19 protein-coding genes are annotated in these 19,190 nt (G+C 53.1%); 4 read left to right on the top strand and 15 right to left on the bottom strand.

Annotation, left to right across the window (positions count from 1 at the left end; translation table 11 throughout):
* Positions 1-49: 49 nt before the first annotated feature.
* From PJDR2_RS04215 to PJDR2_RS04190, 6 genes are all read right to left on the bottom strand, one after another.
* A complete protein-coding gene (locus PJDR2_RS04215; RefSeq protein ID WP_015842443.1) occupies positions 50-907 on the bottom strand; it encodes an inositol monophosphatase family protein in 858 nt (285 codons plus the stop codon).
* A gap of 138 nt (positions 908-1,045) precedes the next feature.
* A complete protein-coding gene (locus PJDR2_RS04210; protein ID WP_015842442.1) occupies positions 1,046-1,864 on the bottom strand; it encodes a sulfite exporter TauE/SafE family protein in 819 nt (272 codons plus the stop codon).
* A gap of 113 nt (positions 1,865-1,977) precedes the next feature.
* Complete coding sequence (gene uvsE / locus PJDR2_RS04205) at positions 1,978-2,994, bottom strand: UV DNA damage repair endonuclease UvsE (protein WP_015842441.1); 1,017 nt, start codon at positions 2,992-2,994, stop codon at positions 1,978-1,980.
* Positions 2,995-3,000: 6 nt separating this feature from the next.
* Positions 3,001-3,318: a hypothetical protein gene (locus PJDR2_RS04200; protein WP_015842440.1), complete on the bottom strand. Its 318-nt coding sequence runs from the start codon at positions 3,316-3,318 to the stop codon at positions 3,001-3,003.
* Positions 3,319-3,359: 41 nt separating this feature from the next.
* Positions 3,360-4,487 carry a D-alanine--D-alanine ligase gene (locus PJDR2_RS04195; protein ID WP_015842439.1) on the bottom strand — a complete coding sequence of 376 codons (1,128 nt, stop codon included), beginning with the start codon at positions 4,485-4,487 and terminating at the stop codon, positions 3,360-3,362.
* Positions 4,488-4,512: 25 nt separating this feature from the next.
* Positions 4,513-5,874 (bottom strand): amidase domain-containing protein, encoded by a 1,362-nt coding sequence (locus PJDR2_RS04190; RefSeq protein ID WP_015842438.1) that lies wholly within the window; start codon positions 5,872-5,874, stop codon positions 4,513-4,515.
* 215 nt (positions 5,875-6,089) lie between these two features.
* Here PJDR2_RS04190 and acnA point away from each other — a divergent pair, with 215 nt between their 5' ends.
* Positions 6,090-8,792: an aconitate hydratase AcnA gene (acnA, locus tag PJDR2_RS04185; protein WP_015842437.1), complete on the top strand. Its 2,703-nt coding sequence runs from the start codon at positions 6,090-6,092 to the stop codon at positions 8,790-8,792.
* Positions 8,793-9,087: 295 nt separating this feature from the next.
* Here acnA and PJDR2_RS04180 read toward each other — a convergent pair whose 3' ends face one another.
* Positions 9,088-9,831: an IclR family transcriptional regulator gene (locus PJDR2_RS04180; RefSeq protein WP_015842436.1), complete on the bottom strand. Its 744-nt coding sequence runs from the start codon at positions 9,829-9,831 to the stop codon at positions 9,088-9,090.
* A gap of 237 nt (positions 9,832-10,068) precedes the next feature.
* Here PJDR2_RS04180 and PJDR2_RS04175 point away from each other — a divergent pair, with 237 nt between their 5' ends.
* Entirely contained in the window at positions 10,069-11,151 is a 1,083-nt protein-coding gene (locus PJDR2_RS04175; RefSeq protein ID WP_015842435.1) for an alpha/beta hydrolase, read from the top strand.
* Between the two features lie 93 nt (positions 11,152-11,244).
* On the opposite strand, the gene folE is transcribed toward PJDR2_RS04175, so the two are convergent.
* The 7 genes from folE to PJDR2_RS04140 form a co-directional block, all read right to left on the bottom strand.
* Positions 11,245-11,835, bottom strand: a complete 591-nt coding sequence (folE, locus tag PJDR2_RS04170; protein WP_015842434.1) for a GTP cyclohydrolase I FolE — start codon at positions 11,833-11,835, stop codon at positions 11,245-11,247.
* Positions 11,836-11,874: 39 nt separating this feature from the next.
* Positions 11,875-12,090, bottom strand: coding sequence for a YneF family protein (locus tag PJDR2_RS04165; RefSeq protein WP_015842433.1), 216 nt, complete (start codon positions 12,088-12,090; stop codon positions 11,875-11,877).
* A 110-nt stretch (positions 12,091-12,200) separates the two neighbouring features.
* Positions 12,201-13,388 (bottom strand): tRNA epoxyqueuosine(34) reductase QueG, encoded by a 1,188-nt coding sequence (gene queG / locus PJDR2_RS04160; protein WP_041613287.1) that lies wholly within the window; start codon positions 13,386-13,388, stop codon positions 12,201-12,203.
* Between the two features lie 27 nt (positions 13,389-13,415).
* Positions 13,416-13,850: a ribonuclease HI gene (gene rnhA, locus PJDR2_RS04155; protein ID WP_015842431.1), complete on the bottom strand. Its 435-nt coding sequence runs from the start codon at positions 13,848-13,850 to the stop codon at positions 13,416-13,418.
* 83 nt (positions 13,851-13,933) lie between these two features.
* Positions 13,934-14,518, bottom strand: a complete 585-nt coding sequence (lepB, locus tag PJDR2_RS04150; protein WP_015842430.1) for a signal peptidase I — start codon at positions 14,516-14,518, stop codon at positions 13,934-13,936.
* A 5-nt stretch (positions 14,519-14,523) separates the two neighbouring features.
* Positions 14,524-15,081, bottom strand: a complete 558-nt coding sequence (locus tag PJDR2_RS04145; protein ID WP_015842429.1) for a DUF402 domain-containing protein — start codon at positions 15,079-15,081, stop codon at positions 14,524-14,526.
* 171 nt (positions 15,082-15,252) lie between these two features.
* The gene (locus tag PJDR2_RS04140; protein WP_015842428.1) at positions 15,253-15,675 is read right to left on the bottom strand and encodes a GNAT family N-acetyltransferase; all 423 of its coding nucleotides are present in this window, start codon (positions 15,673-15,675) and stop codon (positions 15,253-15,255) included.
* A 349-nt stretch (positions 15,676-16,024) separates the two neighbouring features.
* On the opposite strand from PJDR2_RS04140, the gene PJDR2_RS04135 reads away from it, so the two are divergent.
* On the top strand, positions 16,025-16,636 hold the full coding sequence (locus PJDR2_RS04135) for a superoxide dismutase (RefSeq protein WP_015842427.1): 612 nt from the start codon (positions 16,025-16,027) through the stop codon (positions 16,634-16,636).
* A 168-nt stretch (positions 16,637-16,804) separates the two neighbouring features.
* Positions 16,805-17,602, top strand: a complete 798-nt coding sequence (locus PJDR2_RS33060) for a hypothetical protein (RefSeq protein ID WP_190276178.1) — start codon at positions 16,805-16,807, stop codon at positions 17,600-17,602.
* Positions 17,603-18,027: 425 nt separating this feature from the next.
* Here PJDR2_RS33060 and PJDR2_RS04120 read toward each other — a convergent pair whose 3' ends face one another.
* Positions 18,028-19,182, bottom strand: a complete 1,155-nt coding sequence (locus PJDR2_RS04120) for a S1C family serine protease (RefSeq protein ID WP_015842424.1) — start codon at positions 19,180-19,182, stop codon at positions 18,028-18,030.
* Positions 19,183-19,190 lie beyond the last annotated feature (8 nt).

Here is a 19,190-nt window from a genome sequence, read left to right as displayed (position 1 = left end):
CGCCGATAGCCGGTTTTACAACAAAGTCTATTTATTAATCAATTGCCTGTTATTTCACGGCATCTGCTGCCGCAAGCGCGTCAAGGAAAGACTGATGCACCTTGCCGTTGGACGCTGCGACGTTGCGGACGGCAAGACTGTACGGCTGCCCTAGCGTATCGGTTACGGTACCGCCGGATTCCTGAATGAGCAGCGCGCCTGCCGCCAGGTCCCAGCTGTTCAGGCCAATCTCCCAGAAGCCGCTTAACCGGCCGGCCGCGACATACGCCATATGAAGCGCTGCCGAACCGCCCGAGCGGATATTGCGGACTTGCGGCGCCATCGCCTGCAGCCCTTTCATGTTAAGCGGCAGCGCATAATCCAGATCTGCCGGGAAGCCCGTAGCAATAAGGCTGGTCTTCAGGCTTTCCTCTTGGGACACGCCCATCCGCTTGCCATGCACGTAAGCTCCTTTGCCTTTCTCGGCAATAAACAATTCGTCGCGCATCGGATCGTAGACAACTCCAAGAATAACCTCGCCTTTATGGGCAAGCGCAATGGATACTACAAAGAACGGAAAGCCGTGCACAAAATTGGTCGTCCCGTCAATCGGGTCAACAATCCACAAATATTCGGCTTCGCTTACTTCCTCCAGCGCGCGTGCGGATGCTTCCGGCCCCGGCTCAACGCCTTCCTCGCCGAGGAAGGAATGATGAGGGAAATGCGTCAGCACTAAACGCTTGATAAGCGTCTCCGAGCCTTTGTCCACTTCCGTCACCAAATCATGAGCGGAATACTTTATATCAAGCTTCTCATAGTTTCCTAGCTTAGACTTAATCCATTCTCCAGCTTTAGCCGCGCAGTTAATCGCCACGGCGGCGAAGCTTTTGCCTCCGACGACGGTGCCCTGCTGATCACTTACAGTCACAGTCCATCACTCTACTCTCATCATAATTTTAATAAATTGCATGTTCATATGTTATACGAACGACTTCCCCTGCAAGTTTCGCATAAGTTGTATAGAGAAAATGTATACTTCGTATATTTTTAAAATATTACCGTAGTGTTAAAGCTTCGTCAAACCTTCGTAGATTAATTGGGCCGCCAATAAGAGCAGCGTTATCCGAAGCAGCCAGAGCAGGCCTTTTCCGCTCATCCGACCGGCGATTACAGCTCCAACCTTCCCGCCAATCCATGCGCCCGGCACCAGCGCCAGCACGATCCAATAATTGATCTCTCCCAGCCAGCCATGCATCCCGCTCCCCAGTATCGATGAAAGAAAGATGACGAACATAGACGTTGCGGTCGCCGTATGCGGAGGAAAACGGAAAAGGAGCACCATAAGCGGAACAAACAAGGAACCGCCGCCTATACCGAACAAACCGGATATCAGACCCACCGCAAACCCGATGGCTAGCGCGGGAACAATCGCATAACCATACGTATGCCCCTGCCCCTTCGCATCTACGATCGTACGCTGAATCGGCCATTCCCGGTTGATGGGCTTCAAATAATCGCGAGCAACGAGCAGCCCGGCCATAAGCAGCATAAAAATACCGAAGGACAACGAAAAGGCAGCGCCTTGAAACCGGCTGGTCAGCGCGGATCCGATCATGGCGGCAGGTCCGCTTGTAATGAAGAACATCCAGCCGCTTTTGAAATCAACCAGCTTCTTCTTCGCATAACTCAGCGTAGAGGCAAGCGCCGTAATAATAAGCATCGTCAGCGAGGTGCCCACCGCAGTGGCATGGCTGATCTCTCCCCCCGTCAGCTGCGGTCCCAGCAGCATAAGCACCGGCACGATAATAATACCGCCGCCTAGACCTACTATACTGCCAAACATCGCTGCAACTACGCCAAGCAGCACCAGCAGAATCCATTCCAACACGATCCTTCACCGCTTTCCCGCTCATGATGTCTTTACGAACTATGTATCATCCGTGCACAAAATAACACCGCCAACGCCGTCCTGTTGGCGGTCCTTGGCGGTGTTATCGCTTAAGGGTCGATCTCCACGGTTCCGCCATCCAGGATCCGGATTCCGTTTCCTAGCGCGGCCATTTCCTTTAGGTCCTCCATCAGCTTGAGCAGCGCGGCATCCTTGTGCTTCGCCTCCAGCATGCAGTCGATCCGCGGTGTTGCAGCCGCAACGCTCCGGAGAAACTGCACCAGCGGCTCCGGCTCCACGTTATCCGCATGCCCCCGGGGATCGGATAAGCTTTTTGGGCTTGAAGCATGGATTTTGGGCGGAAGGCCCCCTTCTTCAAGACCGAGACGCTGTTCCTCCAGCGTCCACGTACGGGCAATCCGCGGCCATAAGCCTCCGGAGAGCTCGTCCATCGGCACATCCCCGCTGTTCACCGCATGATGGTGGATGTCGAGGACCATAGGAACGCCAACGGCTTCGGCTGCCGCAATCGTTTCCCTGACATCAAACGTTTTATCGTCGTTTTCGAGAGTAACCCGATGCTTGTACCGGTCAGGCAATGCGCCAAACTGCTGGACGAACCTCTCGCCGGACAGCTTCTTATCGCCATAGGCTCCGCCCATGTGAATATTGCATTTCACCGTCTCCGGCAGCTCCATCGCTTCTAGAATCCGAATATGATAATCGAGATCCCGTTCCGACTTGACCAGGACATCAGGCCGATTGGTACTGAATACGCAGAAATGATCGGGGTGGAAGGAAGTCCTCATCCCTGTCTTTTTCGCGTAGTCGCCAACCTCTTTCATCGACGGACGAAGGATGGGGAACGGATCCCAGTCCAGAAGATCCTCATGCGTTGCGAGCGGAATCAGCTTGGACGAGAACCGGTACATATGAATGTCATGGGCATTCGCATGCTTCATGATCCGAAGCGAACTATGCAGATTTTCCTCCGCGATCCGCTCGATCTTCCTTATGCCTGCTTCTCTGTCATTCAGCTTGCTAAAGTTCGCAAACGTCATCGTCCGAGACGGTGAAGCATTCTCTAGAATCGTGCTCATGGCGACAAATCCGAACCGGACGATCATAGTCAATTATACCCTCTCTCCGAAAAACATCTCGTACGCGAGAGCCGTCTGAATGCGCGCCTCCTCTTCCGTCAGCTTGCGCACCAGCTCCATCTCCACTTCCGTCACTTCTTCGCCCTGGAAATTGATTTCCGCAATGGAGGCGAGAATGCGAACGATCGCAATCGCTTCGTTATTAGGCGTATACGCGATTACTTTCTGGCCGGTCGGGAAGACGCGGAACCCGCTCTTCACCATTTTGCCCCTACCGTATTCAAGCAATTCATACAGCTCTTGCTCCGATTTGAATTTGCATACGGAATTAAACTCTGTCGCAAAACCCATCTCTATCCCTCTTTTCCTTGTAATCCGATTTATAGCATCGCTTAGTTGCCGCCGCTGCTTCCGTAATCAATCGTCCGTCTATCGGCATAACGCTTGAACGCCAGGTCGATCAGCTTATCCAGCAAATCCTTGTAGGGCAGGCCCGACTCCTTCCACATAAGCGGGTACATGCTGATTGGCGTAAAGCCCGGCATCGTGTTCACTTCGTTAATGAACAGCTGGCCGTCCGTCTTGCGAAGGAAGAAGTCTACCCGCGACAGCCCCGCCCCGTCAATCGCCAGAAAAGCCCGCAGCGCCATATCCCGGACTGCATCCGCCGTCTTGTTCGGAATATTCGCCGGAATATGAATGGTGGATTTGCCGTCCACATACTTCGCCTTGTAGTCGTAAAACTCGTTGGACGGAGCAATTTCCCCGGGCACGGATATCTTCGGATCGTCATTGCCAAGAACGCTGACTTCGATCTCCCTGGCATCGACGAACTCCTCCACGATTACCCTGCGGTCGAACCGGAAGGCAAAATCGATGGCCGCAATCAGCTCGTCGCGGTTCTTAGCTTTGGATATGCCGACGCTTGATCCAAGGTTGGACGGCTTTACGAAACACGGGTAACCCAAGGCGACTTCGCATTCCATAATAAAAAAGGAGGCGTCCTTCTCCCACTGCGCCCGATTGAAATACCGGAAGACGCATTGCGGCAGACCCTCGTAGGCGAATATCTTCTTCATCGTAATCTTGTCCATCCCTGCAGCGGAGGCTAGAACCCCCGCCCCGACATAAGGGATGTCCGCAATTTCGAGCAGGCCCTGAATCGTACCGTCTTCTCCGAAGGTACCGTGGAGCAGCGGGAAAACAACATCGATCGGCTGCCCCCCGCCTGGCAGCGCACCGCCGGCTAAGCGGTCGAGGAGAGGGGCAAGCGGTAGATCCGGTACAATAGGCACCGGTGCCCCGTCCACCGGCGCAAGGCGCAGCTCGTCAATTGCTCCCGGCTGCCCGCCAAGCATCGAGCCCACTCTCCATTCGCCTAGCCTGGTAATATAAAAAGGCGTTATTTCATATTTTGCGTAATCAAGCTCCCCCATCACCGCAAACGCCGTCCGCAGCGACACGTCATGCTCTCCCGACTTCCCTCCGTAAATCAACCCTAAGTGTACTTTCTGCCCCATTAGGTATCCTCCGGTATGGTTATTTTTAGAAGTGGTCCGCAATATGAAAAAAACGATATCTTGTTTGCTCGGTCCAAGCATACGAATCCCGGTAATCCCAGAACCGGTGCCTGCTCGGAACCGTATTTGCGTTCACAAGCGGCATGCCTGCCGCGTCGAAGGCGGTAATGATGGTGCTATGCTGGTACCGGTTGTCACCGTTCCAGTCATAGGTAATGACATCGCCCAGCTGCAGTTCTTCCACGGATTGAACAACGGTTGCGTGCAGGCCGGAATTGCGCTTGCCGGATAAATAATTGGTCAGCGCATTGGATACCGCCCAGCTGTAGCTCCACCATTCCTTGCCGCCGCTAAAGCCTTTGTACCACCAGCCGCTTTCTCTTTTACCAGTATAGTTCATAGGCGCGTGGCCTGCAAAGAGACACTGGGAAATATAGTTAGTGCAGTTCACGTCGAATTCCTCGTAAGCCGGGTTCCCTTCATTCCACCATCGGTCGGCGTACGCCGCCGCCAGCTCGCGGCGATAGGGAATGCCTTTTACACGTTGCTTCAACTGCGGATATTGATCCGTGTTCAAAAAAGGAGTTGACCGGAAAACAGATGCTTCGCGGATCTGATCCAGGTCTTCCTCCGTCGCTGTCGAGTATTCGGAAACGCCAAACCGCGGCCTCCGCTCGGCAATGACGGGCTCGATCCGGAAGATGCGCCAGTCGCCTGCCGTCTGATTCAGCCATAACCGCTCGATTTCGGTCCGCTCCTCCAGGTAATACAGTCCTGACTGCTCCATCTGTCTTTTAATATGAAGCTTCACTAGTACGGATACTTCGGCGGTGGATTCGTTCACCTTAATAAGTTCAGCTTTGGTCTCGCCCCTGGCGGGCAGAACGCCGCGGTACAGATCCCTTTCCCGCAGCCGCTCCAGCCGGTAACGAAGCCTCAAGCAGTGGTCTTTGTCTTCTATATAATCATCAAGAGCGGCATAATGCTGATCCGTCTCGGCCTTATTATATAAATTCACATATTTGGATATAACGGATTTCCACTCGCCTGCCTTCTCCCTTTTCCCTGCACCTGACTGCTCGGAGGAACGAAGCAAAGAAGAAAGCTTCGCCCCCGCCTGCTTCCCGGCGGTATGTCCGGCAGACGGCTGGGCAGACTTTGTAGGTGCGGATTGGACGGGTAGCCCAGCGGGCAGGGATTGACTGCCCCGCTGCTCACGGGCGGCATTTTCCGGTATCACGACAGAAGGACGCTGCGTTTCAGGCTCATCTGCCTTCAAGAACCCGGACGGCTGACTTGTGCGCACCGCCGCCGGTTGGAGCACTAAAGCTTTGTTTGGCCGCTGCTTGTCGGGACGATTCCTTGGTTGATCCGATCGCGTAGACATGGCTACCCCTCCCATTCCTGTATTTGCTGGTTCATTATATGAGCAAATGTAAGATTTCATGTAACAATCGCCAGGGGGCTTGGGAACACTACCTGAGGTAAACAGGAGATATGAATGTTGAGTACATGCTTTCGAAGCAAGTTTGCTTCGCAAACTTTTAGCGGATGCTTTCGAAGTAAATTTACTACGTAAATTTTTTAGGAGGTCAGTAACGTATGTCCACGAACAACCCTTTTGCGCAGCGCAGCACGCTGGATGCTGCCGGCAAAACCTATGCGTATTACCCGATCGCGGGGCTGGAGAAGCAAGGGCTGGGCCCTGTATCGAAGCTCCCCTTCTCGATTAAAGTGCTGCTCGAGGCCGCTGTCCGCCAATTCGACGGCCGTGCGATAACCGAGGAGCATGTGAAGCAGATTGCCTCCTGGGCTAACGGCCGGATCGATAAGGAAATCCCCTTTATTCCAGCGCGTATCGTCCTGCAGGATTTCACCGGCGTCCCTGTTGTTGTTGATTTGGCGGCGATGCGGGATACCGTCAAACGCGCGGGCGGCGACCCCAAAAAGATCAACCCGCTCGTGCCGGTCGATCTTGTTATCGACCACTCGGTGATGGTGGATACCTTCGGCACCCCGGACGCGCTCGAGTACAACATCAAGCTTGAATTCAAACGCAATGAGGAGCGCTACCGCTTTCTGCGCTGGGCGCAGACCGCCTTCGATAATTTCCGGGCAGTGCCTCCGGACACCGGTATCGTTCATCAGGTCAATCTCGAGTACCTGGCTTCCGTTGCCGCAACCAAAAAAATCGGCGATGATACGGTCGTTTTCCCGGATTCCTTGGTGGGCACCGATTCACATACAACTATGATCAACGGGCTTGGCGTAGTAGGCTGGGGCGTGGGCGGGATCGAGGCGGAGGCCGGGATGCTGGGACAGCCGCTTTATTTTGTCATGCCGGAGGTTATTGGCTTTAAGCTGACAGGAAGCTTGGCCGAAGGCTCCACGGCTACCGACCTTGCTCTGACGGTTACCCAGATGCTCCGCAAAAAAGGCGTTGTCGGCAAATTTGTCGAGTTCTACGGACCCGGCCTCTCCAATATTAGTCTGGCCGACCGTGCAACGGTTGCGAATATGTCCCCGGAATACGGCGCAACAATCGGCTTTTTCCCGGTGGATGAGGAGACTCTCCGGTTCCTGCGGGATACGGGACGCGATGAGGAGCAGGTCGAGCTGGTCAAGGCTTACTACCAGGCGCAGGACATGTTCCGTACGGACGAGACGCCGGATCCGGTGTTTACGGACACCTTGGAGCTGAACCTGTCGGAGGTTGTGCCTTCCCTTGCCGGACCAAAACGTCCTCAGGACCGCGTCGAGCTTACTCACCTTAAAGAAGCGTTTAACGATATCATCAATCTGCCCGTCGAGAAAGGCGGCTATGGCTTAAGCAAAGAAAATATCGATCAGAGGGTTCCGGTTCATCATAAAGACGGCCGCGAGAGCGAAATGGGTACCGGCGCCGTGGTCATCGCCGCTATTACTAGCTGTACGAACACCTCGAATCCAAGCGTTATGCTGGGGGCCGGGCTTGTAGCGAAAAAAGCGGTCGAACTGGGACTGAAGGTACCGGCTTACGTCAAAACTTCCCTGACCCCAGGCTCGCTGGTTGTAACGGAGTACTTTAACCGCGCGGGGCTGATGGAGCCGCTCGAGGCGCTTGGATTCCACGTGGCCGGCTACGGCTGCGGCACCTGTATCGGCAACTCCGGCCCGCTGCCGGACGAGGTCAGCAAAGCGATTGCCGATCACGATATGACGGTAGCAGCCGTATTATCCGGCAACCGGAACTTCGAAGGCCGTATCCATGCCCAAGTCAGAGCGAACTATCTGGCATCGCCGCCTCTTGTTGTCGCTTATGCGCTCGCGGGTACGGTAAATATCGACCTGTCGAAGGATCCGATCGGCACGAGCTCTGACGGCAAACCGGTTTACTTGAAGGACATTTGGCCTTCCAACCAAGAGGTGCATGAAGCGATCAAATCGGCAGTCCGACCGGAAATGTTCCGCGACAAGTATGCCAACATTTTCACGCAAAACGACCGCTGGAACGCGCTTGAAGTACCTAAAGGCGAAAGCTATGAGTGGGATCCGGGCTCGACCTACATCCAGAACCCTCCATTCTTCGAGAATCTGAGCGGAGACGTCGGCGACATTGAAAATATTCCTTCATCGCGCATACTGGCACTGCTTGGCGATTCCGTAACAACGGACCATATCTCCCCTGCAGGCAATATTAAAGCCGACAGCCCGGCTGGCAAATATTTGACCGACCACAATGTTGAACGGGTCGACTTCAACTCCTACGGCTCCCGCCGCGGCAACCATGAAGTCATGATGCGCGGCACGTTTGCGAACATCCGCATCCGAAACCAGGTGGCTCCGGGTACGGAGGGCGGCGTTACAACCTACCTGCCGACAAACGAAGTGATGTCCATCTATGATGCTTCAATGAAGTACCAGAAGGACGGAACCAGCCTTGTTGTTATTGCTGGCAAGGAATACGGCACGGGCAGCTCCCGCGACTGGGCGGCAAAAGGCACTTTGCTGCTTGGCGTCAAAGCGGTCATCGCCGAAAGCTTCGAACGGATTCACCGTTCCAACCTGGTTGGCATGGGCGTGCTCCCGCTGCAGTTCCTTGAAGGCCAAAGCTGGAAGACCGTTGGTCTGACCGGCCGCGAAACCATTGATATTTCCGGTTTATCCAATGACGTGAAGCCCGGGCAGAAGGTCCATGTCAAAGCGACCGGCGAAGACGGCAAGGTCACCGAGTTCGACGTCACCGTACGTCTCGACTCCATGGTAGACGTCGACTACTACCGCAACGGCGGTATCCTGCAAACCGTGCTCCGCCAGATTATGTAGGCTTAATCCCATAAACAAAAGCGACTGTGCTGCTACTACATCAGCACAGTCGCTTTTTCTTTCCTCTTAATAAAAAGGTTAATGGCAAGCGGAGCATTTCGAATGATTCTTGAGAAAGATTAAGCTTACGAAGCAACTTTCTTCCAGAAAGTTTTTAAGCGTCCGCCTTTGTTCGGGGATTCCATCCCCTAACTAGTTTATTCAGGGAAGCCCCGAACAACAGCGGTCGAAAGAACATTCGAATGCGGAGTTTGCCACTTAAACCTGTACGAATGCGGAGTTTGCCACTTAACCGTCACTTGATCATTGTGCCCATACGTTTTGCGAATTCAATCAGAACCGTTGAATATTCGCTCATAGTATCCATCGTTAGGCGGCTGGATGGTCCGGACACGGACAAAGCCGCGGCCACCTTGCCATGCCGGTTAAAGATTGGCGCTGCCAATGCCGCTACCCCCGGCTCGCGTTCCTCGAAGCTGGTCGCGTAGCCCTGCTGCGCGATTTCCTCCAGCTGCTGCTTGTATTGATCAAGGTCGATTGCCAGCAGCCAGGCCGGATCGCCAAAAATCTGCTCCTGCACAAAACGGTCGGAATAAGCGATCAGCACTTTGCTGGATGCACCGGCATACAGCGGCAGCCTTGCGCCAACCGGCGCTACCCGGCGAACCGGCTGATTGCTCTGAACCGCCTGAATCCGCACGCGCTCCGATCCGTCGCGTACATATATGCTAACCGTCTCCCCGAGCCGGTCGCGCAAACGCTCCATCTCCGGCTGCCAGATGACGGATTGGTCATCCGAGCTGGATAGATGCGCCGACAGCTCCCACATCCGCATTCCGAGATGATAACGCTCGGATGACGGATCCCGTTCAACGAATCCACGGTTTTCCAACGTTGCCAGCATGCGGTGGACGGTGCTTTTATGCAGGCCTACCTTATCTGCGATCTCGGACATTGCCAGATCCGTGCCCTCTGTGAAACAGAGCAAAATATCCAGCGCCCGCTCAACCGCACGTACATTTGATTTGCCTTCTTCCATCCAGTCCGCCCTCCCTTATTCCGCTCAAATTTTGGTTTCGCACAATGAAACTTAATATCATCCAGTATACCTTAATTCGACGATACTGGTAAAGAAAAGATCTTTCATTACAGCCTGATTACAAATGCTTAACATTACATCGACATCAATTGACAGGCTTAACCCTACGGGTCTACGATAAAAGTACTAGATATGTAATAGCGCTTACATAGTTAGTAGTGAGGGAGGGACAATGCGATGAGCACAACAATAATGACACCAATGCCGCTTGAAACCGGCTTTCCTCAAACGCTGCAGCCTTTTCCGCTGCAGAAACAGCGACCACAAGCTAAGACGCGCAAGCATTTCTTCATCGCGCTTGTTGCTTCTTTCACGGCGCTATGCCTGCTGCTTGTTCTCGTCTTCTACGGATACGTCGCCTGGATGCTGACTTATCCTTATGTAGCACCGCTTACTTCCAACCCGAAGGCCGCTGCCGGCCTCGATTATGAAGATATTTTATTCCCAAGCGCCAGCGGAAAAACAACCGTCAGCGGCTGGTATGTACCGGCCTCGGACAACGATTCCGACGCTGTTCTGGCAAGCTCCACGGCAAAATCGGAACGCACCGTTATTTTCAGCCACGGCTATGGTGCCAACCGCGAAGAAGACTGGGTACCGATGTATGATCTGACGAAGCTGCTTCACGGGCTTCACTATAATGTGGTGCTTTTTGACTACGGCTATGCCTCGCAGAAATACAAAGCGCCGGCTACCGCTGGGATTGAAGAATCGCAGCAGCTGCTCGCAGCCATCAACTTCGCCAAGTCCCGCGGCGCCCAGGAGATTGTCGTATGGGGCTTCTCGATGGGAGCAGGCACGGCTCTCCAAGCCGCGCTTCAGACGAAGGATATTGACGCGATGATTCTGGACAGCACCTTCTTGGCAACGGCCGATACAATGTTCCACAACGTGACGCAAATTCTGCCGCTTCCGAAGTTCCCGTCCAAGCAGTTGATCGAAATGCTGCTCCCAACCTGGTCGGGCACAAACCTGAAGAAGGTACCGGTTGATCAAATATTAACGAAATCCTTTGATATACCGTTGTATATTATGCATGGCACGAGCGATGCCAAAGCACCTTACCAGTTAGCCGAGCAAATAGCGGCGGATCAGACCAATCCGCTATCCCGCTCCTGGATCGTACCAAACGGCCAGCACGAAATGCTCTTCCGTGCTTCACCAACCGAATACATCCAGCGCGCGGCCCTTTTCCTCGGTCAGGTCGATCAGCAATTCCAGGAATTGCATCCTGCCAAAGACAATACGCAAACCACTTAGCATACTGCCCTTATATGAATGACAAAAAAGCCACCGCGGCATCAAGCGATCTAACAACGCTTGATGCCGCGGTGGCCTTTTATTTTAAATCCGCTATTGCTTGAGCAAAGACAGAAACTCCGAACGAAGAGCACTGTCCGAGAACACGCCACGAACCGCCGACGTAACCGTCTTGCTGCCCGGCTTCTTCACGCCGCGCGCGCACATGCACAGATGCTCGCCTTCAACGACAACCATCACGCCTTGCGGCTTCAGCACTTCTTGCATAATGTCCGCGATCTGCGTCGTAATCCGCTCCTGCACCTGCAGTCTTCTCGATACCGCTTCAACCAGTCTTGCAAGCTTGCTGAGACCGGCAATTTTGCCGCTTGGAATATAGCCGATATGCGCTTTCCCGAAGAACGGCGCCATATGATGCTCGCATTGGCTGTAATAGACAATGTCTTTGACAATAACAAGCTCTTCATGCCGCTCGTCAAAGGTAACGCCCAGCACTTCGCGCGGATCTACCTCGTAGCCCGCGAAAATCTCTTCATACATCCGGGTAACGCGAGCTGGTGTCTCCAGCAGCCCTTCTCTTTCGACGTCTTCGCCAACCAGCTTCAAAATTTCTTTTATATGGTGCTCAATTTGATCCCGGTTGCGCGATACCGCCGAATTGACGTAGTCTTTCATTCCCGCCATTTCGAACCACCTCTCCGGCTACTACAAACTAACCGCACTTTATTTTCGTGGCATTTTCTGATTTTTCATCATTTGCTGTGCACGATTCATCTGCTGCTTGTTCAAGTTGTAGCCCATTTGTTTGGCCATTTTTTGAATCATTTCAGGGTCGCTCTGCATCTTCTCAAGCTGCTTGCGAAGGTAGAATACCCCGATAAAAAATCCGCCTGCAACCCCTACGATTAAAGTTACAATCGGAATAATGATGTTCCACATAATTACGAACTCACCCGGCCCTTTCTACTAATCCAGCCTATAGTCTATAATGACCCCTATAATAGCATGTAAAGCAGGCATTCGCAAACGTCCCGCGGAAGTAATTTTTCCTAGCTTTCACGCGGGATCGAAGCTCCTTCCTCCGCTCTGCCGAGGTCAGCTTCCAGACTGGCAATCGCACGTTCCAAATAGACTCTGGCTTCCTCGTCCGACTCCTTAGGCAGCGCTTCTATCAAGGCTTCCATCGCTTCGTCGCCGCCTATCCGGGAGAGTGCCCAAGCAGCCGTTCCGCGCAGCACCGGTCGCGTATCGTCCTTCAGTACGCCAATCAAGTCGGGCACGGCGCTTTTCTCTTTAAAATTGCCCAGGCCGATAACCGCGTTGCGCTGAATCGGCTTCTTGCCGCGCCATGCGGAAGAGGTATGGCCGTAACGCTCTTTGAATTCCCGGTTGCCGATCGTCAGCAGCGGCACGAGCAGCGGCTTGACCAGCTCGGGTTCCGGCTGAAGCTCCGGTTGATGGATCCAGTTCTTGCCCCGGTTCACCGGGCAGACCGTCTGGCATGTATCGCAGCCATACAGCCGGTTGCCGATCTTGCGCATGTATTCATCGGAAATAAAACCTTTGGTTTGCGTAATAAACGAGATGCACTTATTCGAGTCCAGCTGCCCCGGACCAACCAGCGCGTCCGTCGGACATGCGTCGATACATTTGGTGCATTCCCCGCAGCCTTCCGTCACCGGCGTGTCCGGCTCGAACGGAATATTCGTAATCATCTCGCCGAGGTAAATCCAGGAGCCCAGGTCCTCGCTTAAGATCGAGCAGTTCTTCGCGCTCCAGCCGATCCCGGCACGCTCGGCAACCGCCCGGTCGGACAAGGCTCCCGTATCGACCATGCTCTCGAACCGCGCTTCAGGTACGCGTTCCTTCAGCCATGCCTCCAGCTTAGCCATCCGGTCCCGCAGCACCTTATGATAATCCTCGCCCCAAGCGGAGCGCGATAAAATACCCCGTCTGGCTCCAGGCTCCGATTTAGGCGGATTAGGCAGCTTCGCCGGATAAGCGACGGCAATCGCGATGATCGATTGAGGGTTATCAAACAGCAAAGCCGGATTGGTTCGCTTGTCCAAATCCGGCTCCTCGAAGCCCGACTCGCGGCCAAGCTCGCGATGCCGGATCAGCCTTGTTTTCAGTTCGGTAAACGGATCGGCGGAAGCAAAGCCAATCTTGTCGATGCCAAGGCTTGCCGCCGCTTCGCGTAATTCTTCTTTTAACAGTACCCAGCGGCCGCCTTCCATTAGCACCCGGCTCCCTTCCTCCTATAGTCACAACCGTTTAATCGCTTCGCGGGCAAGCTCGTCGCAGCGGTTATTCCACTCGTTGTCGCTATGCCCTTTTACTTTGATGTATTCCACCTGGTGGCGCTTCATCAGATCCCATAGGGTTTTCCACAGATCCTGATTCTCCACCGGTTCTTTCTTGCTGTTCTTCCAGCCGTTACGCAGCCAGCCGTGAATCCAGCCCTTCTGGAAGCAATTCACCACATATGCGGAATCGCTGTATATCTTTGCTTTGCACGGTTCCTTCAGAAGGTTCAGCGCTTCAATGACCGCCTGGATCTCCATCCGATTGTTCGTCGAATGCTTCTCGCCCCCGGAGAGTTCTTTCCGGTGGACACCATAGAATAGAACGGCTCCCCAGCCGCCAGGCCCGGGGTTCCCCGAACAGGCGCCATCCGTATAGATAGTGACTTCCTTCATTCGTCCATCTCCTACAAAGAATTGCGAAGCAATTCTTACTTCGAAAGCATAAGCTTAAAGAATTGCTCCGCAATTCTTTAAGCTTATAATACCTTCACCTGTTTGAACGGCCATAATATAATATCCGCTCTGCCGTGGATCATGGTACGCGGTACGGTGCCAAAAATCCGGCTGTCCTTGCTGGCTCTCGCATGGCGGTTGTCCCCCATAACGAAATACTGCCCTTTCGGAACAATGATAGGCATAAAGTCCAGATCCTCGATCTCGACATCGGTATAGGCCTCCGATACCTGTTCCCCGTTACGGTAGAGCCGTTTATTGTATATTTCGATGCGGTCGCCCGCTACGCCAACAACCCGCTTCACCAGAAAATCTTTTTCGGTGCCGTAAGCGGAAGGATCCTCGAGAATAACGATATCCCCAAGCTTGGGATTGCCGATCAGATAAGCTGCTTTATTCACGAACAGCCACTCCCGGTCCTGAAGCGTCGGCTCCATGGAATGCCCTTCGACTGTCGAGAGGTTAAAGACAAACAGATGCAGCACCATAACGATCAGAAAAGAAATCGTAATGGTCTTCGCCCACTCCAGCACTTCCTTGAACCAATGAGGCTTTTCACGAACCTCCCGCGGGGCGGTTTCATTCAGATCAGAAGGGGAAACACTCATCCAGCCTACCCCTCGCTTTCCCCACAGGTGCTATGCCAGTCTGCATAGTAGCTTTGGACAATGTCATCCTGAAAAGGCACCGCTCCCTCGTCCATTCGTCTGAGAAGCGCAGCCAGTCCTTGCTGAACCTTGTCCTCCACCATCTGCGGATAATGATAAGCCAGCTTGTGCATCTGGTACTCGTCCTGATCCACGACATAACGGTTGCCTTCGGTCGTGCGGATAACGTCCAGATCATAATCGATATAAGTAAGCACGTCCCCCTGCAAATAAGGAGGAGATGCGATATTGCAATAGTAACGGATGCCGCTGTCTTCCAGCAGCGCTACGACATTAAACCATTCACCGGGAATAAAGAACGATACCGCCGGCACGCGGCTGATCCATTGCTTGCCGTCGGATTCCAATATAGGCGTCTGACGATTTATTAGCACAATGATTTGGTTATCCCTGTGCACCGGCGCAAGCCGTTCTTCCGGCACAAGGTAGTTGCGCTGCCATGTTCGGTGAATATGACCGTCGTGCTTGAAGCTTTTGATAACACAGTGCCGATAAATGTCCATGACGCCTCTCCTTACTTATTGTGAAACGGGCCAAGGGCGGCATCAAGCGCCCCATTCGTATGTTCCAAACAATAGTCCTTTTAAATAGAAAAGCATATCTGACCGCCAAAAGCAATGGCGATGCAGATATGCCCTGCACAATATGGCTATTAGGCTGAATTTGGAAGCCGTTTAGCCTGCTACAATACTTAATTTCTGGAATGAACGGAAAAAGTCGTTCGAAGCATAACCCATCGCTTCATATAACGGCAACACCGGTTCATTATGCTCGTCGGCGGTAATTAATATTTTGGAAACGTTGCGCTGCTCGAAGCGCTGCCGCAAAGCTTGTATAAGCGCCTTGCCAATTCCTTGGCGACGATACTCTGTATGAACAGCAATACGATAGTAATAACCTTTGTTATTATCAATCGTGCCGATGATCATACCTACAATTTCCGACTCTTCGACAGCGACAAGTACAAGCTCACTGTCCCATGACAATTGACGCGCAAAAGCTTCCATCGTTTGTTCGTAACACTCTTCGGATAATACTTCCTCAAGGAGTGTAGTTACCGGTCTGTAATCAGACAACTGGAAGGAACGAACGTTCATTAATTATACACCTTCTATACATTGTCATAGTGCTGCATTTATATATTTTACGACATTTTTTAACGAAATCCTCTTTTTGTCTTAAAAAAAAACTTAAAAATTTTAAAGAAATTTGCTAAATTACGTTGAAAACGCTTTATTTTAAGCGCTTACATGTATTTATTAGCTGTTTACTCTGGATTTGGCTCGTTTTCTAATGTTTTTGCATATTTCCTTGATCCCCGTGACATTCTACAACTCGTAGTCCGTCACCATTCGACTTTTGCAACATTAATGTTGATTTATGTACTCGGATAAGGGATAATATGAGAAGAGTTTTACATAACCTATTTATGGGAGGCTGTTAATCATGGCTCATCAATTACCTGCTTTGCCTTACGCTAAAGACGCTCTTGAACCGCATATCGACGCGCTTACAATGGAAATCCACCACGGCCGTCACCACAACGCTTACGTGACTAACCTGAACGCTGCTCTGGAACAAGCTCCTGAGCTGCAAGACAAGTCCCTGGAAGAACTGCTGGCTAACAACCTGGCAATCGTTCCGGACGCAATCAAAACGGCTGTACGCAACAACGGCGGCGGCCATGCAAACCACTCCCTCTTCTGGGAAGTAATCGGCCCTAACGGCGGCGGCGCTCCAACTGGCGCACTTGCTGCGGCAATCGACAGCGAACTGGGCGGCTTCGACGCGTTCAAAGCTGAATTCGCGAAAGCAGCTACAACTCGCTTCGGCAGCGGCTGGGCTTGGCTCTCCGTTAAAGACGGCAAGCTGAAAGTATCGAGCCTGCCTAACCAAGACAGCCCGATCTTCGAAGGCGAAACGCCTATCCTTGGTCTGGACGTTTGGGAGCATGCTTACTACCTGAACTACCAAAACAAACGCCCTGACTACATTGCAGCGTTCTGGAACGTTGTAAACTGGGCTGAAGTTGGCAAACGTTACGAAGCAGCTGTTTAATAGCAGTTGGTTGAATACAACAAGGCTGTCCCTTTTGGGGCAGCCTTGTTTATTTTTGTCGCAATATGTCCCATAGCTGCTGCTTCGTGCACACGGATAGGCATCCGCCGCATAAGATGGATCAGGATGATTGCCTAATCTGTCATACGAAGGAGTCTGACAAAACGCATGAGCAGCTATACTTATAAGTATATCGAAGGGAAAGGCAACAACACCGTTGTGAGCAACTGCGGCTGCGGGGGCACGCGGACGTTAATGCCTGGTCCGCCTCCGCCACCTCCTGGACCAGGGCCAGGACCAGGGCCAGGACCGGGGCCAGGGCCATTCCCGCCAGGGCCGGGGCCATTCCCACCGGGGCCGGGGCCATTCCCGCCAGGGCCGGGGCCATTCCCGCCAGGGCCAGGGCCGTTTCCACCGGGGCCAGGGCCATTCCCGCCAGGGCCGGGGCCATTCCCGCCAGGGCCAGGGCCGTTTCCACCGGGGCCGGGGCCATTCCCGCCAGGGCCAGGACCGTTTCCGCCGTTTTTCCCGCCGTTCTTCCCGCCGTTCTTCCCGCCGTTCCCTCCTCAGCCCGGACCGGCATATGTCACTGTTGTCATTAACGGCGGACGTTTCTTTCCGAACGTAACGAATGCTTACCGCGTACCGTTCTGGCCTGGCATGAGCATTCGCGATTCGCTTGCTCAAACCGGCGTAGTACGTTTCTCGTTTAACGGCCAGATTGCTTCGGTAAGCGGAATTCCGATCGGAGGGCCAATTCAGTGTATTCTCCGCTTGAATGGCCGCGTTATACCGCAAACGCTGCTGACATTCCCGGTACAACGCTTTGATACGGTTGCAATCGAGTTGATTTTCACTGCAACCGGAAGATCTGACGAAGAGGATGAACTACCGCAGGAGCTGACGGACATTGCCCATCTGAACGTTGCCGAACACTTCGCCACCTATGATCCGGAAGAGGTATAAAGATAAACCAAGCTGGAAGGCCGAGTACGGCCTTCCAGCTTTCTTTTTTGAGCGATTCCGCTCGAGCCCGGCATGCTTAAATTGCACGTTGCACGAATGACAGCATAAACAGCCAATTGGGCTGGGTTGAGCCAAATATACTGTACAAAGTGCCCTATAATTCGTCTAACCGAGGCAATATAGCCAACCCCATGCCCAATATCCTGCACTCTGTACAGGGTATTTGGTGTTCCAACACTCAAACGCTCCATTACGATGTATTTCGTGCAATTTTTGCGGACTATTCCCCTCTAGCGCTGAGCTGGTTAGCTGCAGATTACCGTTTATGATCGAAAACAGCGTCGACCGAGCCAGCTTCCTTATAGGGCAAACAACAAAAAGGCCGCGAGCCTCTACCCGCGACCTTTCCTTCAAACCGTTCAGCCTCATTTAGCCTTGACAGGCTTATCTTGCTCTTCACCTTGCTTGATGACTTTACCCTTGCCGCTGATCAGCTTGAGCTGATCGTTCTCGTAGCCAACGTCGTAGGTAACCTGATACTTGCTGAGCCGGTACTCTCCGTCTACCCGTTCATCAACCGAGATGATCGCCGTGACAATCGCCTCGTCGTTGCTCTCCTTGGTGACATGGATGTTGTCGATAACGACGTTCCGGGTCATCATGTAACCTTGACGGAACACCTCGTAGCTAGTGCCAAGCTTCCAGTTGCCGCCAAGCAGGGAATAAGCGTAGACATAGTCGGCATTGTTAAGACTGTCGTAAAAGTGAGTAACCAAATATTCCGCATACTCGGTAATCGATGCGTCCTTCTTCACATTACTGTCATCCTCGGATGGCTTCCACTCCGGCAAGGACTTCATCGGATGCTCCGACCATGCCTCGGCCATATCCAGCACGTTTACGATGGGTATGCTGAAGCCAATCGAGCTTTGCTCGATCCCGGCGGAGTTAATGCCCAGAACCTCGCCGGTCTTCTTATCGACCAGCGGCCCGCCGCTGTTGCCCGGAGCAATTGGCGCCGAGATCTGGTACAGATCGTTATACGTGTAAGGCTTGATCTCGAAGCTCCGGCCTACGCCGCTGACAATGCCGGTCGTAACGGTATTCTGGAAGCCAAGCGGACTGCCGATCGCGATAACTTCGTCGCCAATCTCCGCCTTATCCTTCCGTACCATCGAAAGCGGTTCTACTCCCGCTAGTCCGGCAACCCGTACAACCGCAACGTCAGTCTCCGTACTGATGCCGATGACATCTCCTTCGAGCTCGCGCGCATCGGCCGTTTTTACCGTTACCTTGCTCGCACCGGCAACCACATGGGCATTGGTAATCAGGTCGCCTTTATCGTTATAGACGAAACCCGAGCCTTGCGTTCCGTCCTCCGTTTCGATCATGACAACCAGCTTTTGCGTTGCGTAAATAATATCCTTTAACGACTTAGGCGCGCCGGCGTTAGCATCAGCGAGTAAAGGCAGGCCGCTTAGCTGCTTCGGCACCTCCGCATGTATATACACAGCGGTGCCCGCTCCCGCACAGAGCACCGCCACAGACGCGATGAGACTAATCCATGTTCCTTTTTTCATGACTAATT

This window comes from Paenibacillus sp. JDR-2, from assembly GCF_000023585.1.
Taxonomy (GTDB): Bacteria; Bacillota; Bacilli; order Paenibacillales; family Paenibacillaceae; genus Pristimantibacillus.
Note: the sequence above shows the minus strand (reverse complement) of the source record. Positions and strands in the feature narration are given on the sequence as shown.

Coding starts and splice junctions, on each gene's coding strand:
- PJDR2_RS04175 (WP_015842435.1), top strand. CDS start 10,069: ATGAGCACAACAATAATGACACCAATGCCGCTTGAAACCGGCTTTCCT.
- queG (WP_041613287.1), bottom strand. CDS start 13,388: ATGGAAGGCGGCCGCTGGGTACTGTTAAAAGAAGAATTACGCGAAGCG.
- rnhA (WP_015842431.1), bottom strand. CDS start 13,850: ATGAAGGAAGTCACTATCTATACGGATGGCGCCTGTTCGGGGAACCCC.
- PJDR2_RS04135 (WP_015842427.1), top strand. CDS start 16,025: ATGGCTCATCAATTACCTGCTTTGCCTTACGCTAAAGACGCTCTTGAA.
- acnA (WP_015842437.1), top strand. CDS start 6,090: ATGTCCACGAACAACCCTTTTGCGCAGCGCAGCACGCTGGATGCTGCC.
- PJDR2_RS33060 (WP_190276178.1), top strand. CDS start 16,805: ATGAGCAGCTATACTTATAAGTATATCGAAGGGAAAGGCAACAACACC.
- folE (WP_015842434.1), bottom strand. CDS start 11,835: ATGGCGGGAATGAAAGACTACGTCAATTCGGCGGTATCGCGCAACCGG.
- PJDR2_RS04145 (WP_015842429.1), bottom strand. CDS start 15,081: ATGGACATTTATCGGCACTGTGTTATCAAAAGCTTCAAGCACGACGGT.
- PJDR2_RS04200 (WP_015842440.1), bottom strand. CDS start 3,318: ATGGGTTTTGCGACAGAGTTTAATTCCGTATGCAAATTCAAATCGGAG.
- uvsE (WP_015842441.1), bottom strand. CDS start 2,994: ATGATCGTCCGGTTCGGATTTGTCGCCATGAGCACGATTCTAGAGAAT.
- lepB (WP_015842430.1), bottom strand. CDS start 14,518: ATGAGTGTTTCCCCTTCTGATCTGAATGAAACCGCCCCGCGGGAGGTT.
- PJDR2_RS04140 (WP_015842428.1), bottom strand. CDS start 15,675: ATGAACGTTCGTTCCTTCCAGTTGTCTGATTACAGACCGGTAACTACA.
- PJDR2_RS04190 (WP_015842438.1), bottom strand. CDS start 5,874: ATGTCTACGCGATCGGATCAACCAAGGAATCGTCCCGACAAGCAGCGG.
- PJDR2_RS04180 (WP_015842436.1), bottom strand. CDS start 9,831: ATGGAAGAAGGCAAATCAAATGTACGTGCGGTTGAGCGGGCGCTGGAT.
- PJDR2_RS04165 (WP_015842433.1), bottom strand. CDS start 12,090: ATGTGGAACATCATTATTCCGATTGTAACTTTAATCGTAGGGGTTGCA.
- PJDR2_RS04195 (WP_015842439.1), bottom strand. CDS start 4,487: ATGGGGCAGAAAGTACACTTAGGGTTGATTTACGGAGGGAAGTCGGGA.
- PJDR2_RS04120 (WP_015842424.1), bottom strand. CDS start 19,182: ATGAAAAAAGGAACATGGATTAGTCTCATCGCGTCTGTGGCGGTGCTC.